This window comes from Streptococcus mitis, assembly GCF_965111725.1.
GTDB lineage: Bacteria > Bacillota > Bacilli > Lactobacillales > Streptococcaceae > Streptococcus > Streptococcus mitis_DV.
The window spans coordinates 458,041-472,689 of sequence record NZ_OZ217341.1 but is presented as its reverse complement, the minus strand read 5'-3'; the positions used below and the strand labels follow the sequence as shown (position 1 = coordinate 472,689).

The window sequence follows — 14,649 nt, the reverse complement described above, 5'->3', positions numbered from 1 at the left end:
CTCTATTCTATCATAAATCTAGAGTCAAAAAAAATCTTTGACATGAAAACATGACAAAGATTCGTTTAATCACGAGAATTTTCGTGGTTCACTTCACTACTTGATTGAGTAGGAGCAGGTGCATTCCCTCGTTGATTTCCTTGTTGGTTCCCCTGACTTGGTGTCGTAGTAGAACCTTGGTTTCCACGTTGGGCTGGTGCTGATGATGACGTTGACGGCGGTGTTTTTGGTTTGTAGATTGAAATCTTGACACGCGTCTTAGTCAAATCAACCTTTTCACCCGCTTTTGGACTCTGTTCAACGACTGTACCCTCAGCAGTTCCATCAGGAGCTGTCGACACTTCTACAACTTCAATATTGGCTTCCTTAATCCCAACAATTTGAACGAGATTGTTTTTAGTAAATTCGAGACTAGATCCTATATAACTTGGCATAGCAACACTAGTTACTTTCTTAGCAACGGTTAAGGTAATCGTTGAGGCCTTGCTCAAATCATAGGTTGTTCCGGCAACTGGACTCTGTCTGAGAACGGTTCCTGCTTCACTCTCACTTGATTCCTCTTCTTCAATCTTGATGAGATTTTCAGGAACCTTCTTCTGCTTGAGTTCTGCGATAACATCTGTCGATTTCCGACCGACATAATTACTAATTTGGAAGGATTGCTTGCCTGATGAGACAACCAAATTGATTTTCGTTCCTTCTTTTCGACCAGTTCCGGCGCCAGGATCTGTACGGATAATCCGCCCTTCTTCCACCTTTTCACTAGCCTCTGACTTCTCCTCGCCAATCTCAAAATTGGCTTTCTTGAGCGTTTCCTTGGCTTCCGCAACTGTCTGACCTGCCACATCTGGAATGGCAATAGTTGCAGGAGTTCTGGATAGTATCCAAATCAGAGAAGCTGCCACCAATACAAGGCTGGCCAAAAAAATCAGGTAACGCATCTTAAATCTACGTTTTTTCGGTGCTTGTGGTTGGTAAGTTTCCTCTGTCACAGCCTGACTTGTTTTTTTGATTGGTTTGTGTTCTGTCTGCGCTTGAACCTTAGGAATCGAAGTCAAGGTACTCTGGGATACCTTTGGTAGAGTCTTGGTGTCCGCCTTAGTCGCATCGTCAAAGACCAGCTTTGGTTCATTACGACGATTATAAGACAAACTACTAGACAAATCCACATACATTTCAGCAACTGATTTATAGCGATCTGTCAATTTCTTAGCAGTTGCCTTGATAACAACATTCTCCAAAGCCTGGGGCACAGATGGATTCTCATCAATAACTGACGGCAGTGGTTTCTGGAAATGCTGGAGGGCAATGGTCACCGCACTATCCCCGTCATAAGGAATATGACCTGTCAGCATCTCATAGAAAATAATCCCCATGGCATAGATATCACTTTGTACAGTCGCCTTTGAACCACGCGCCTGCTCTGGTGACAAGTAATGAACCGAACCCAGCATCGAGTTAGTCTGAGTCAGACTCGTCTCAGCAAAGGCTACTGCAATCCCAAAGTCTGTAACCTTGACAGTCCCATCTGGTGTCAAGAGGATGTTTTGAGGTTTCAAGTCCCGGTGAACAATTCCTCTGGTATGGGCCAAACGCATAGCCAAGAGAATTTGTCCCATGATACGGACGGCTTCTTCATTAGAGAGAGGATAGTGTTCCTTGATATAGCGTTTGAGGTCAAGTCCAGCCACATACTCCATAGCTAGGTACTGTTGACCGTCTTCCTCGCCAATATCTGTTATCCGAACGATATGAGGATGGTCTAAATCTGCCATAGCTCTCGCTTCACGCTGAAAACGAGCCACAGCTATCGGGTCTGTCTGGTAGTTGGTTCTCAGAACCTTCACTGCCACTTCTTCCCCATCTAAGATTAAGTCTTTGGCTAGGTAGACATCCGCCATGCCTCCTCGACCAATCTGTTTGACAATCCGATAGCGTCCGGCAAAAATCTTGCCGATTTGGATCATTCTGCATCCTCCTCGTTCATAGAAACAAGGGCAACCGTAATGTTATCTAAACCTCCTGCATTGTTAGCAAAACGAACAAGTGTCTCCGTTTTATCTGCTAAAGGAATATCACTGGTTACAATATCACGAATCTCACTGCCTGAAATCATGTTGGTCAAGCCGTCACTATTGAGCAAGAGATAGTCACCTGACTCAAGGATAACTGTCCCAAAATCAGGCTGAATTTCATCTTTTTGACCAATAGACTGGGTGATAATATTTTTTTGCGGATGAGCTTCTGCCTCTTCTGGTGTCAATTGACCAGCCTTGAGCAATTCATTGACCAAGGAATGATCGCTCGTCAACTGATGGTATTCTTCTCCACGAATCAAGCCGATACGCGAATCACCAATATGAGCATAGATAGCTTGATTGCCAATAATAGCAAGGACTTCCAAAGTAGTTCCCATGCCTCTGTAAGCTTCATCCTGACCAAGCTGGTGAATCTTTTGATTTTCAATTTCTAGGTAATGGGCGAACCATTCACGCACTTCATTGACTGTATCGATTTGGGTATCGACCCAAGCTATACCTAGGTCTGTTACCGCCATTTCACTAGCGATATTCCCTGCGCGATGACCTCCCATCCCATCAGCTAAAATAATCATGGTACGTCCAGCTCTATTGACATAGTGGTTGACATAGTCTTGGTTATTTGTCCGTTTCTGACCAACATCTGTTAATAATGAAATTTCCATGTGTCAGTTCCTTCCTAATCCGATATCTTGCGAAATTGACTGATGAAGAATCCATCACTTCCATACAATTCAGGTGTAATGAGGATACAGCCGTCTTTCATGATATCCTTACATTCATGTTCTAGTCTTACCTGCTCGAACTCAGGATGACTTTCTAAAAACGCCTCAACGACTTGAAAATTCTCCTCTGAGACAATAGTACAGGTACTATAAGTTATTATACCACCTTTGCCTAGTGTTTGACAAACACTACCTAATATTTCTAGCTGAATTTCCTTTAAGGACGCGAAATCTGCTGTTTCTTTATTGTATTTGATGTCTGGTTTTCGGCGCAAAAGACCGATTCCTGAACAGGGAGCATCCACCAAAATCTTATCAAAAGAAGCCTGACCAAAAAACTCATGCACCTTTCTGGCATCCAATTTTTGCGTTTGAACCCGATCTGCAACTCCCAGACGTTGGGCATTTTCTTGGATTAAGTTCAACTTGTGGTCGTATAAGTCCAGAGCAGTAACCTGACCTGTCGTGAGATAAGAGGCTATATGGGCTGTTTTCCCACCTGGAGCCGCACAGGCATCAAGAACTCGTTCATCACCTTGTAAATCAAGCGTCGGAGCAACCAGTTGACTGGACTCGTCTTGGATGGTAATGGCTCCATCCGCAAACAAATCATGGCCTGCAAAATACCCTTGCTCCTTAACCAGACCAGAAGGAGACAAGGATGAATTACTAGCCTCCAACAAGGCTTGGATTTCCTCTTTTCGGCTTAAGTCAGTTACACGAATACTGGCCTTGTTTCGCACTAACAGGCTTTCAAAGATGGCTTTTGCTCGCTCCTCTCCGTATTCTTCCTTGAGCTTAGCAACTAGCCAAACCGGAAGGGAATAGGCAATGGAGTCACGCTTGTTTTTTCGTTTGATGCTAGCAATATCTGGCCAGCCTTCACGCAAGATACGGCGCAAGACGGCGTTGACTAATTTTTCACTGCCTTTTTTACGGACTTTGGCCAATTCCACTGCTTCATTAACCACAGCATGATCTGGAATCTTGTCCAAATAGCGGAGTTGGTAGGCACTCATGAGAAGCAGGACATAGAGCCAGCTGTCTAACTGGTCTCTGTCTTCGATAAAGTGGGATAGGTACCATTCCAGAGTCAGTTTACGGGCTACCGTTCCATAGACCAGCTCGGTCACCAAGCCCTTGTCTGCTGTAGAGAGCTGACTTCCCTTGAGATGCTTATTTAAGGCGATATTTGAGTATGCTTGAGTGATAAAAACATCCTCTAATACCGCTAGGGCTAAACTTCTAGCCGTTTCTACTTTAGTCACCAAATCGTTCTCCTACAGTCAATGTACGTCCAACTCCGTTGAGGAAGGAAGCAATGTCCATCTTAGGTTTACCAGCTGGCTGCACTTGTTTGAGGGATAGAGCCCCTTCTGCCGTTGCGACAATCAATTCTTTCTTGCCGATAGAGAGGATTTCACCTGGATTTCCCTGACCTTCTACTGCTAAAGCTTCATAAATCTTAAAGCGGTCGCCCTTAAGGAAAGTATGGGCAACAGGCCAGGGGTTCATGCCACGGATTTGGTTAAAGAGTTGGCGATTGCTTTTGTTCCAGTCCAATTTTTCTTCCTCTGACTTGATGTTTGGCGAGAAAGTAACCTGACTCGGATCCTGCGGTTCAGGTTTGATGTCACCAGCAATGTAGGCAGGCAAAGTATCCAAAAGCAAATCACGACCAACAAGAGCTAATTTCTCAAACAAGGTGCCAACATTGTCCTCATCAGTGATAGGAATACTGCGACGGGAAATCATATCTCCTGCATCCATCTCCTTAACCATTTCCATAATGGTCACACCAGCTTCCTCATCGCCTTGAATCAAGGCGTAATGGATAGGCGCACCACCACGATGTTTAGGAAGAAGAGAAGCATGAACATTGACCGCAAAGTCCATGCTATCAAGGAGTTTACTTGGGAGAAACTGGCCAAAAGCGGCAGTCACAATCCCATCTGCTCCTAGCTTCATAAGATCTTCCATCTCTGGACTTCCAGATAGTTTTTCAGGTTGGTAGATGGGAAGTCCTGCCTCTTTTGCAGCCTGCTTGACTGGGGTTTCCTGGATAACTTTTTTACGTCCGACAGCACGGTCTGGCTGGGTCACAACGGCTAGAATTTCGTAACGGTTATCTGTCAAAAGCCCTTTTAAAACTGTTGCTGAAAAGTCGGGTGTCCCCATAAAGATTAGTTTTGTCATATCTTCTCCTTCTTATAAAAATTGCTGTGGCTCATGGTCAATGCTGAGACGGAGCTCACTATTTTCCCTTTCTTGAGTCAAGGCCAAGACCTGGTTGAGGGTTGGTCCCAGCTCATCTTCTAAACGGTATTTAATTAAAATCTGGTAATGATAGAGGTTGTGGGTACGAGCAATGGGTTTTGGCGTTGGCCCAAGAATGTTACTGGTCTCTGACAAGCCTGACCGCAAAATGTTCATAACTTCATAGGCGCGTTTGATTACCTCTTCTTCCTTCTTGTGAGAAAGGGTAATGCCAATGGTGAAATAGTAAGGTGGATAGCCGAGTTGTCGTCTGATTCCCATTTCATAGGCATAAAAGCCTTCGTAATCCTGATCCTTGGCAAATCGAATAGCATAGTGCTGAGGATTGTAAGACTGGATTAAGACCTGACCAGCTTTTTCAGCCCGACCTGCTCGACCTGCCACCTGAGTCAAGAGCTGGAAGGTTCTTTCAGAAGAACGGAAATCAGGTAAATTCAAGGCCGTATCCGCATTGAGAACTCCGACCAAAGTCACATTGGGAAAATCCAATCCCTTGGCGATCATCTGAGTACCTAGTAAAATATCTGCTTCCCCTCTACCAAACTGGTCAAGGAGAGCTTGATGACTACCTTTCTTACGAGTCGTGTCCACATCCATGCGCAGAATGCGAGCCTGGGGAAAAAGTTCTGCTAGCTCGTCATAGGCCTTCTGAGTTCCCGTCCCGTAGTAACGAATACTGCGACTCTTACAGTTAGGACAGACCTGAGGAATGTCCTTAGAAAAACCACAATAATGGCAGTTCATGGTCTTAGTATCCATGTGCAGAGTGAGAGAAATGTCACAGTTGGGACAAGTATCCACCGTCCCACACTCCCGACACATGACAAAGCTAGAATAACCACGACGATTGAGCATAAGAACCACCTGCTCTTTTTTAGCTAGACGGTCCTGAATCGCTTCTAGCAAAGGAGGCGTAAAATTTGACGTCTCGTTTTGTCCGATATAGTCCCGAAAGTCAATCACTTGAACCTCAGGGATTCTAGCTAAAGGATTGGCGCGTTGGGTCAGACGTAAATGTTGATAAACGCCTTTGCCAGCCCGAGCACGGCTTTCCAGACTAGGAGTTGCTGAACCAAGTACCAAAGCCGCTTGATTATACTGGACCCGTAAAATGGCCACTTCTCTAGCATGGTAACGGGGATTACTGTCCTGCTTATAAGTCGCTTCATGCTCTTCATCGATAATCATGACACCCAGATTTTTCAGAGGAGCAAAGATGGCAGATCTAGCACCAACAACAACTTGAGCGTCTCCACGCTCGACCTTGCGCCATTCATCATACTTTTCACCATTGGACAGGCCGGAATGAAGAATGGCCACTTTCTCACCAAATCGAGCGATAAAACGCTCCGTCATTTGTGGAGTCAAGGAAATCTCAGGTACCAGCAAAATAGCTGTTTTACCCTTGTCCAAGGCACCTTGGATAATCTGCAAGTAAACCTCGGTCTTCCCACTTCCTGTAATCCCTTGAAGAAGGAAGGGAGGCTGATGACTGCCAATCGCACTCACAACCGCATCACGCGCCTGCCTTTGCTCTGGATTCAACTCCAAAGGCCGACTTACCTCAATGCCTTCAAAATAAGCAGCCGAGCGTTGCACTTCCTTTTGGACTATGGTCACAGCACCTTGTTCCACAAAGAAGTTGACTTGCTCCCGCGAATAGGACTCTAACAAACTAGCCAAGGAAGCACTCTCAGGATGAGACAACAAATAGTCTCTCAGTTCCAACTTTTTCTTAGCGCGCGCAGATATTTCAACCCCTTCTAATTGAGCAAGATTCACCTCATACCAAGACTGGGTTTTGACCTTCTTTTGATCGACTGCCTGATATTCCAGACCAAGCATGCCTTTTCTAGTCAGTCGCATCATTTCAGCTTGTTTGGTAAGGTCTAGTGAAGAAAAAGCAAGCGATTCCTCTGAACCAAACAAGCGCTCTCGGTCTTCCTGACTCAGACCTGCCAGAGGATAGAGAATCTTGTCATAGCTGGAGTTCAGAAATCCTGGAAGCATGGCCTTGAGGATGGAAATTTTGTAGGAGAAGACTGACTTGCGTAACTCCTCAGCCAGCCAGAGTTGTTCTTGCGTGAGAACAGGAGAAAAATCCAGCACCTCAGCAATATCTTTTAAATCTTGCTCCATCTCTTCTTCGTCTGATTGAGACTCCAAACCAAGAACAATCCCTTGAATCAGGCGATTGCCCTTACCAAAAGGCACATGGACCCGCATCCCAACTTCCAGCATTCCCTCAAATTCCTCCGGAATCCTATAACTATAGGGTTGGTCCGTCTGCATTAAGGGCACATCTACAATAATCTTAGCTATAGCCATCTTCTCACCTCCTCCTTGTCAGTAGATTCTTGCAATAGAAAAAATAAGATTGAGTCCCCCCAACCTTAAATTTTTTCACCATCTTCTTTTTCTTTAGCAATTTGCTCTTTGATTTTCTTTTCTTCTTCTTCTTTGCGGCGTTTTTCTTCTTCGATACGACGACGCACTGCTTCACGTTTTCCTTCTGGATCTGGGTGAATTGTAACGTTTCCTGATTCGATTTCTTCTAAAGCGCGAAGAGTTGATTTTTCAGACTTGAAACCTTGAGTTGCTGGCGCACCTGCTTCCAATTCGTGGGCACGTTTTGCTTCCAAGATTACGAGTGAATATTTTGAAGGAACCTTGTCGAGCAAGGTATCAATAGAGGGTTTTAACATCATTTGCTTGTACCTATTTTCTAAATTTTATCGGGTAGTTGGAGATTTTGGTAACATCTCCTGATAGTGACCAATGACACGATCCACACGGAAGTGTTCTGCTTCGATCACACGTTTGACACGCTCAGCAGCTAGGGGCACCTGATCGTTGACAATCGCATAATCATACTCACGCATGAGGGCAATTTCTTCCTTGGCTTTTTCGATTCGCTGAGCAATTACTTCTGCACTGTCTGTTCCACGTCCTACCAAACGATCTTGCAATTCATCCAAATCTGGTGGTGTCAGGAAGATAAAGACAGCATCTGGAACCTTTTTCTTGACCTGAAGAGCACCCTGAACTTCAATTTCAAGGAAAACATCGATTCCCTTGTCCAAGGTTTCATTGACGTAGGTCAGAGGAGTTCCATAGTAGTTGCCGACATATTCTGCGTATTCCAACATCTGTCCTTGACGAATCAGCTCTTCAAACTCTTCGCGAGTACGGAAGAAATAGTCAACACCATCCACTTCTCCAGGACGTTGTGCGCGTGTCGTCATCGATACAGAGTATTGAAATTGGTTTTCAGAACTCTCAAAAATCTCTCTTCTAACCGTTCCTTTTCCAACCCCTGAAGGACCAGAAAAAACGATTAGTAAGCCTCGGTCTGCCATTGTGTCTCCTTTTAGTCAGTCTGTAAAAATAAAATAAAATTTTCCTTCAGATAGTAGCATTTTACACAAACTATCCTTCTACAGTCTTTCTATCTAGTGTAACAAAAAAGCAGTAATTTTTCAACTGCTCTTTCTTATTTATTTAGCATAATCTACTGCACGAAGCTCACGAATCACGGTTACCTTGATATTTCCTGGGTAATCGAGATTGTTTTCAATTTTCTCACGAACTTTGTGAGCCAAGATTGTGACTTTGTCGTCCTTGATTTGTCCTGGATTGACCATGATGCGGATTTCACGTCCTGCTTGAAGGGCAAAGCTATTTTGTACCCCTTCAAAGCCGTTAGCAATTTCTTCTAAATCATGAAGACGCTTGATGTAGCTTTCAAGAGACTCACTACGAGCACCTGGACGGGCTGCACTCAAGGCATCTGCCGCAGCAACGATCACTGCAATGACGCTTTCAGGTTCTACATCGCCGTGGTGACTAGCAATCGTATTCACCACAACTGGGTGTTCCTTGTACTTACGGGCCAATTCCATACCGATTTCAACATGGCTACCCTCAACCTCACGGTCAATAGCTTTCCCGATGTCGTGAAGGAATCCAGCACGACGGGCAAGAGCCGCATTTTCACCAAGTTCGCTCGCCATTATACCAGCCAACTTAGCAACCTCAATCGAATGACGTAAGACATTTTGTCCATAAGAAGTACGGAACTGCAAACGTCCCATAATCTTCATCAAGTCTGGATGAAGGTTTGGTGCACCAATCTCATAGGCAGCAGCCTCACCGTATTCACGGATCTTATTGTCAATCTCTTGACGGTTTTTCTCGACCAACTCTTCGATACGAGCTGGGTGGATGCGACCATCTTTGAGCAACATTTCCATCGTCATACGGGCAATCTCACGACGAATCGGATCAAAACCTGACAAGGTCACCACTTCTGGCGTATCGTCGATAATCACATCAACTCCTGTCAAACTTTCAAAGGTACGAATGTTACGACCTTCACGACCAATAATGCGTCCCTTCATAGTATCGTCTGGCAGATGAACCGTTGAGTTTGTTGACTCTGCTACATATTCACCAGCGATACGTTGCATAGCTTGAACCAAGATGTCCTTGGCCATTTTATCAGAACGTTCCTTGACCTCTTGCTCAGCTTCACGAATGCGGCTGGCAATCTCCTTGGTCAAGTTTTCCTCTGTCTGAGCCAAGATAATATCTCGTGCTTCTGCCTGAGACAGAGCACCAATACGCTCTAGTTCTGCTTCTTTTTGTCTTTCGACTTCCTCTAATTGCTCTTCACGCGCATCAAGGTTTTTCGCTCTATCAGAAATACTTTGTTCTTTTTGTTCAAGTGTTTGTTCTTTACTCGTCAAATTGTCGTCCTTACGGTCAAGGCTGGTAGCTCTCTCTGTCAAACGACTTTCGATTTGTTTGAGTTCCTGACGTTCTGATTTGAATTCAGCGTCCACTTCTTCACGGTATTTTCTGGCTTCTTCTTTGGCCTCCAATAGTGCTTCTTTTTTAAGAGACTTGCTTTCACGTTTAGCTTCATTAACAAGTAAATCTGCTTCACGTTCAGCTTGTCCACGTAAATTAGTTGCTTCTTGTTCAGCATTTAAAAGCATCAACTCTGCAGCTTCCTGAGATGATTTCATCTTGGCTGAGATGCTGACATATCCAATGACTAAACCAATGATGACGGCAAAAACAGCAATCGCAAGCGACATGATTTCCATGTTTTTACCTCATTTTATTGTTATTCCGAATGACATACATTCTTTTACATTCTACCATAAAAAAGTGATTTTCACAAACCTAAAATAGAATATGTTTTGGGGAAATTGGAACACATTCACAAAAATAAAATTGTTATTTAGAAATAGTAGTTTAGTAGAGACTTGAGAAAAAGCCTACTTTTCAGTAGACTTAGTAATGATCTTTAAAGGACAAGAAAGCCACGCTATCTCCATCCATCATATAAATCAAGCGATTTTCTGCATCAATACGACGTGACCATGCTCCTTGGTAGTCATACTTGAGTGGTTCTGGTTTACCAATTCCTGTAAATGGATCGCGTTGAATATCCTTGATTAGTTTGTTGATTCGTTTTAGGGTTTTCTTATCCTGATTTTGCCAGTAGCAATAATCAGCCCAGGCATCTTCTGTAAATTTGAGCAGCATTTCTCACTCCTCAATAACATGGACCTGAGTACTTCCAGCACGGACTTGAGCCATTCCCCGCAAAACCTTATCAGAAAGTTCCTTATTTTGAGCAATTCTCAGGGTTTCCTGAATACTATCCCACTCACTCTTTGAAAGTACTACAATGTCCTCATCTGGATTTTTATTAACCACCGTCAAAGGCTCAAATTCATCGTTTACCTTCTTCATGTAGTCTTTTAAATGATTTCGGAACGTTGAGTAAAGAACTGCTTCCATAACCATACCTCGTTTTACCTCTTTTCCACTATTATACACAAAAAGAAAGAAATTGTCAGGAACTTGTACAAGATTTTCTTTTCTATCTATTTATACTCAATGAAAATCAAAGAGCAAACTAGGAAACTAGCCGCAGGCTGTACTTGAGTACGGCAAGGCGACGTTGACGTGGTTTGAATTTGATTTTCGAAGAGTATTATTCGTAAAAAATCTCAAAAAGCCTACCTTTCAGTAGACTTAGTTTGTTTCTATTCTAATCGGCACTCTTCCAAAATTCTGTTCTGCTATACTTGGATTTCCAAGTTGATAAATCTGGTCTGCCTCTTGGGTCATAGCATCCCAAGGCTCTTTGCCAATTCGGCTGACTAGATTGACCTGTCCCTTCAAGGACTTGAGGTGTTGCCTGCCTTTTTCAGTAAATCCAAGGACATGAATTCCTTCTGGTAAGTCACTTTCTTTAGCCTGCACCAAGATATAGGTCAAGAGCCGTCTGACACGCGCCTTGGTGTAACGTTTGGTGGCAACCGCCTCGACCATTTCTTCCACAGACTGGGCTATCTTGATGGCATCCTTGATGCGCACAGCCATTTCTTGATTGACCTGATAGATGGTGGTTAGGTCTGGATTTGACAAGATTTGATAGCGGAGCAGAGGAAAATAGTCTTCCCAGCTCACCTTACTAGCCTGCTCAAATAGGACAATAGAAGGCATAAAGCGTTCTAAAAAATCTTGGTCCTTCTGGTGCTGACGCAGGGCTGTCGCCGAGGCAAAGTCCACATATTTATCCACAGAATGGTAACCAGCCCCCTGACGCTGAATCGGATGCATCTTGATATTTCGTCCTGCAACTGCCTTGGCATAAGCAAGAGCAAGAACATGATTGGGCGTATTGCCAGAAAAATCAAGACCAGCAAATTCCTTCCACATGGCTTGGGTTTTCTGGGGATAAGAGAGAGAATCAGACAGATTTTCCACAAATTTCTCCATCTCAGCACCTTTCTCTGTGTATAAGTCAGCGATTTTCTGGTAATCTAGAACTTCCTCCGTCCCAAAGGCTAAGTTATCAATCCCTAACTGAGCTAAGATATCCACAGCTCCTTGACCAAAGAAATCTGCTGCCTGAACACTGACTAAAAAGGGCAATTCTACTACCAAATCTGCTCCATTTCCCAGAGCCATCTGGGCTCGTGTCCACTTATCAACGATAGCAGGCTCTCCACGCTGCATGAAATTCCCTGACATAGCAACGATTTTCAGCCCCTCTGCCTGATCCAGCAGGTATTTATGCCCATTATGAAAGGGATTGAACTCCGCGATAATACCTGTGATTGTCATGATAATCTCCTACTTCTGTGCGACAAAAAACCAACGGGTGCTGGTTTCTGTTGGTTCCTTGTCCTCAAAGTCCGCATAGAGTTTGAAGGACTTAAAACCGGCCTGTTCCAGCAAAATATCATAGGTCAAGACCTCATAAGTCCGCTCCTCATGCACTTCATCGTGGCGACTAAAGGACCCATCCTCTTCCTTGATAAAGAAAGTCAACTCATGAACGATAGAGTGAGGCGCTACATCCTCGTAGGTATCCCAGAGCATGGCAAAATCTTCCACATTTTCATGGTAGGAATAGCCTGGAAAAACCTCATCCGTCTGGTAAGTCGAATGCACATCAAAGATGAAAACTCCGTCTTCGTTGAGGGCATTATAGACTTCCTTAAAGACGTCCCCTACTTCCACCTCATCCTGCATATAGCAGATAGAGTCCGAATAACAAGTGACAAAATCATATTGACCTGCCTTGGACAAATCCAGCATATTGCCTTCAATAAAGTCAATCTTTTGTTTGGCTGAAGCAGCTCTCTTCTCAGCAATCTTCAACATATCCGCACTCAAATCAAGACCAGTCACATCAAAACCAGCCTGAGAGAAGCGCACTGATTGAATTCCTGTTCCACAAGCCAATTCCAAGAGTTTCTTTCTCTCCTTGGTCTTAGGCAAGTGACGCAGAGAAAAATCCGTCCATTTGTCGTATAAACTATCGTCCATGACCGCATCATAGACCGCCGCAAAGGTTTCATAAGTTGCCATAAAACATGATACCAAGAGCCCCCATGGCAAACACCACTCGCCCTATACCTTTCTATCAATTTTTTCTAAAATAAGCAAAGAAACCCAGTTGACTACAACTGAGTTCATCTACTACGCCAGAGTTTCAGATAAATCTACTGAATCCGCCTCATGCCATAGTTTTTCCAGATTATAGTGGGCACGCATTTCTTCTGAAAAGACATGCACAACGACAGCGCCGAGGTCTAGTAGGACCCAGCCTCCAGCTGCATCACCTTCGATATGGCTACCTTTAAAGCCTGCATCAGCTACTTTTTCACGGATATTATCAGCGATAGCGTCCAACTGACGGCTATTCATTGAGCTAGTGATGACAAAGTAGTCTGTCACGCTGGTCAAATCTTGTACATCAAGTGCAAGGATATCCTCCGCACGTTTCTCATCAGCCGCTTTCACGACTAGTTCTAGTAATTCTTTTTCGTTCATTTAGTCCTCTTTCAAATAGTGCACAAATGCGTTATAGGTTTCAAGGGTTTGGGGATAGATGGGGAATCCCTGATGAGCTAGATGCTCCACGGTACGAGCTGTTTCGTAGGCCACTGCCTTATTGAGCGATAGACTCGCAATCTCACGCGCCACGTCCACTCCAGGAAAGGCACGATTGTGCTCGATATAGTCTGCGACATAGATAACCTTATCTAAGTCGGTCATCTGACCAGCTCCGACTGTATGGATTTCAATAGCTCGTAGGATTTCTGGATTATGCAAATTCAAATCTTCTTGAATCTTGTAGATGCCAATCATACCATGCCAGACATTATTACCCCAATTTTTGAGATCAGGATCTAGCTGATAACGGTCAATCAAGTCCAGAAATTCTTGATCTGACAACTTCTTAGCATAGTCATGAAGAAGGCCTGCTAGACCTGCCTTCTCACTATCCACACCAAAGCGCTGAGCCAGTTCTATGGCTGCACGCTCCACACCCAAGCAATGGGTTAAGCGTTTTTCAGGCAGAAGCTCTGCCATTTTTTCCAACAAAGCCTCACGAGAGCAGTTGATATAGTCTTGATAGGCCATCAGTAGAGACCCTCCTTCTCGATGTAGTCTAGCACAGGCTGAGGTAGGAGAAAGTTGGGTTTCCGACCTTGGGCAAGGAAGTCCCGCACCATGCTGGACGAGATGTCCATGAGAGGCACATCCACCCAGATAACGGGATAGGAAGTCCCTGCCTTGTAGCGTGGGCGCTGAACCCCTACAAACTGAACCATATCGACCAGCTCATCAATTCGGTACCACTTAGGTAGATAGTCCACCATGTCGGCACCGATGATAAAGTAATAATCCGTATCTGGATTCTTCTCTGTTAAAATCTTCATGGTGTCGTAGGTATAGGAAATGCCCTTGCGCTCCAACTCAATAGTTTCAATGTCCAGACCTTCAATCCCCTCAATCGCCAATTCAAGCATCTTGAGACGATGGTGCTCAGGGATGGTTTCTTTTTTATCTACATGAGGAGGTTGGTATTCAGGCATAAGCAGAACCTGATCCAGTCCCAACTGTTGCCGTACTTGGTCCGCAACGATGAGATGGGCATTGTGAACAGGGTTAAAATTTCCCCCTAAAATCCCGACTTGTTTTCGTTTTTTCTCCTTGATTTCTGGCTCCAACTCTACCTTAGTAAAGGGAGTCAATAGTTCGATTGCCATAGGCTAGTCTCCTTTATTTCT

15 protein-coding genes are annotated in these 14,649 nt (G+C 44.3%); all 15 read right to left on the bottom strand.

All coding sequences use genetic code 11. The features are described from left to right. Positions 1–65: 65 nt before the first annotated feature. A complete protein-coding gene (gene pknB / locus ACLV7Q_RS02505; RefSeq protein WP_218757412.1) occupies positions 66–1,967 on the bottom strand; it encodes a Stk1 family PASTA domain-containing Ser/Thr kinase in 1,902 nt (633 codons plus the stop codon). After that, positions 1,964–2,704: a Stp1/IreP family PP2C-type Ser/Thr phosphatase gene (locus tag ACLV7Q_RS02500; RefSeq protein ID WP_050234902.1), complete on the bottom strand. Its 741-nt coding sequence runs from the start codon at positions 2,702–2,704 to the stop codon at positions 1,964–1,966. The genes pknB and ACLV7Q_RS02500 overlap by 4 nt, the downstream gene beginning before the upstream one ends. A gap of 14 nt (positions 2,705–2,718) precedes the next feature. After that, positions 2,719–4,032 carry a 16S rRNA (cytosine(967)-C(5))-methyltransferase RsmB gene (gene rsmB, locus ACLV7Q_RS02495; RefSeq protein ID WP_218757411.1) on the bottom strand — a complete coding sequence of 438 codons (1,314 nt, stop codon included), beginning with the start codon at positions 4,030–4,032 and terminating at the stop codon, positions 2,719–2,721. Then, entirely contained in the window at positions 4,025–4,960 is a 936-nt protein-coding gene (gene fmt / locus ACLV7Q_RS02490) for a methionyl-tRNA formyltransferase (protein WP_218757410.1), read from the bottom strand. Before fmt ends, rsmB begins: the two co-directional genes overlap by 8 nt. Before the next feature lie 12 nt (positions 4,961–4,972). Then, the gene (locus ACLV7Q_RS02485; RefSeq protein WP_218757409.1) at positions 4,973–7,369 is read right to left on the bottom strand and encodes a primosomal protein N'; all 2,397 of its coding nucleotides are present in this window, start codon (positions 7,367–7,369) and stop codon (positions 4,973–4,975) included. A gap of 65 nt (positions 7,370–7,434) precedes the next feature. Further along, a complete protein-coding gene (gene rpoZ / locus ACLV7Q_RS02480) occupies positions 7,435–7,749 on the bottom strand; it encodes a DNA-directed RNA polymerase subunit omega (RefSeq protein WP_000979235.1) in 315 nt (104 codons plus the stop codon). A gap of 24 nt (positions 7,750–7,773) precedes the next feature. Next, positions 7,774–8,400 (bottom strand): guanylate kinase, encoded by a 627-nt coding sequence (gene gmk, locus ACLV7Q_RS02475; protein WP_000775041.1) that lies wholly within the window; start codon positions 8,398–8,400, stop codon positions 7,774–7,776. A 138-nt stretch (positions 8,401–8,538) separates the two neighbouring features. Further along, positions 8,539–10,152, bottom strand: a complete 1,614-nt coding sequence (locus tag ACLV7Q_RS02470) for a ribonuclease Y (RefSeq protein ID WP_120769852.1) — start codon at positions 10,150–10,152, stop codon at positions 8,539–8,541. A 190-nt stretch (positions 10,153–10,342) separates the two neighbouring features. Further along, on the bottom strand, positions 10,343–10,597 hold the full coding sequence (locus ACLV7Q_RS02465) for a Txe/YoeB family addiction module toxin (RefSeq protein ID WP_000924721.1): 255 nt from the start codon (positions 10,595–10,597) through the stop codon (positions 10,343–10,345). Positions 10,598–10,600: 3 nt separating this feature from the next. Beyond that, positions 10,601–10,855: a type II toxin-antitoxin system Phd/YefM family antitoxin gene (locus ACLV7Q_RS02460; RefSeq protein ID WP_000388572.1), complete on the bottom strand. Its 255-nt coding sequence runs from the start codon at positions 10,853–10,855 to the stop codon at positions 10,601–10,603. 237 nt (positions 10,856–11,092) lie between these two features. Further along, positions 11,093–12,190 (bottom strand): nucleotidyltransferase, encoded by a 1,098-nt coding sequence (locus ACLV7Q_RS02455; RefSeq protein WP_218757408.1) that lies wholly within the window; start codon positions 12,188–12,190, stop codon positions 11,093–11,095. Positions 12,191–12,199: 9 nt separating this feature from the next. Further along, positions 12,200–12,940, bottom strand: a complete 741-nt coding sequence (locus ACLV7Q_RS02450; RefSeq protein WP_218757407.1) for a class I SAM-dependent DNA methyltransferase — start codon at positions 12,938–12,940, stop codon at positions 12,200–12,202. 111 nt (positions 12,941–13,051) lie between these two features. Then, a complete protein-coding gene (gene rsfS, locus ACLV7Q_RS02445) occupies positions 13,052–13,405 on the bottom strand; it encodes a ribosome silencing factor (protein ID WP_023943587.1) in 354 nt (117 codons plus the stop codon). After that, complete coding sequence (gene yqeK, locus ACLV7Q_RS02440) at positions 13,406–13,999, bottom strand: bis(5'-nucleosyl)-tetraphosphatase (symmetrical) YqeK (protein ID WP_218757406.1); 594 nt, start codon at positions 13,997–13,999, stop codon at positions 13,406–13,408. It abuts the gene before it with no gap. Continuing rightward, positions 13,999–14,628 (bottom strand): nicotinate-nucleotide adenylyltransferase, encoded by a 630-nt coding sequence (locus tag ACLV7Q_RS02435; protein WP_061759533.1) that lies wholly within the window; start codon positions 14,626–14,628, stop codon positions 13,999–14,001. The genes yqeK and ACLV7Q_RS02435 overlap by 1 nt, the downstream gene beginning before the upstream one ends. Positions 14,629–14,649 lie beyond the last annotated feature (21 nt).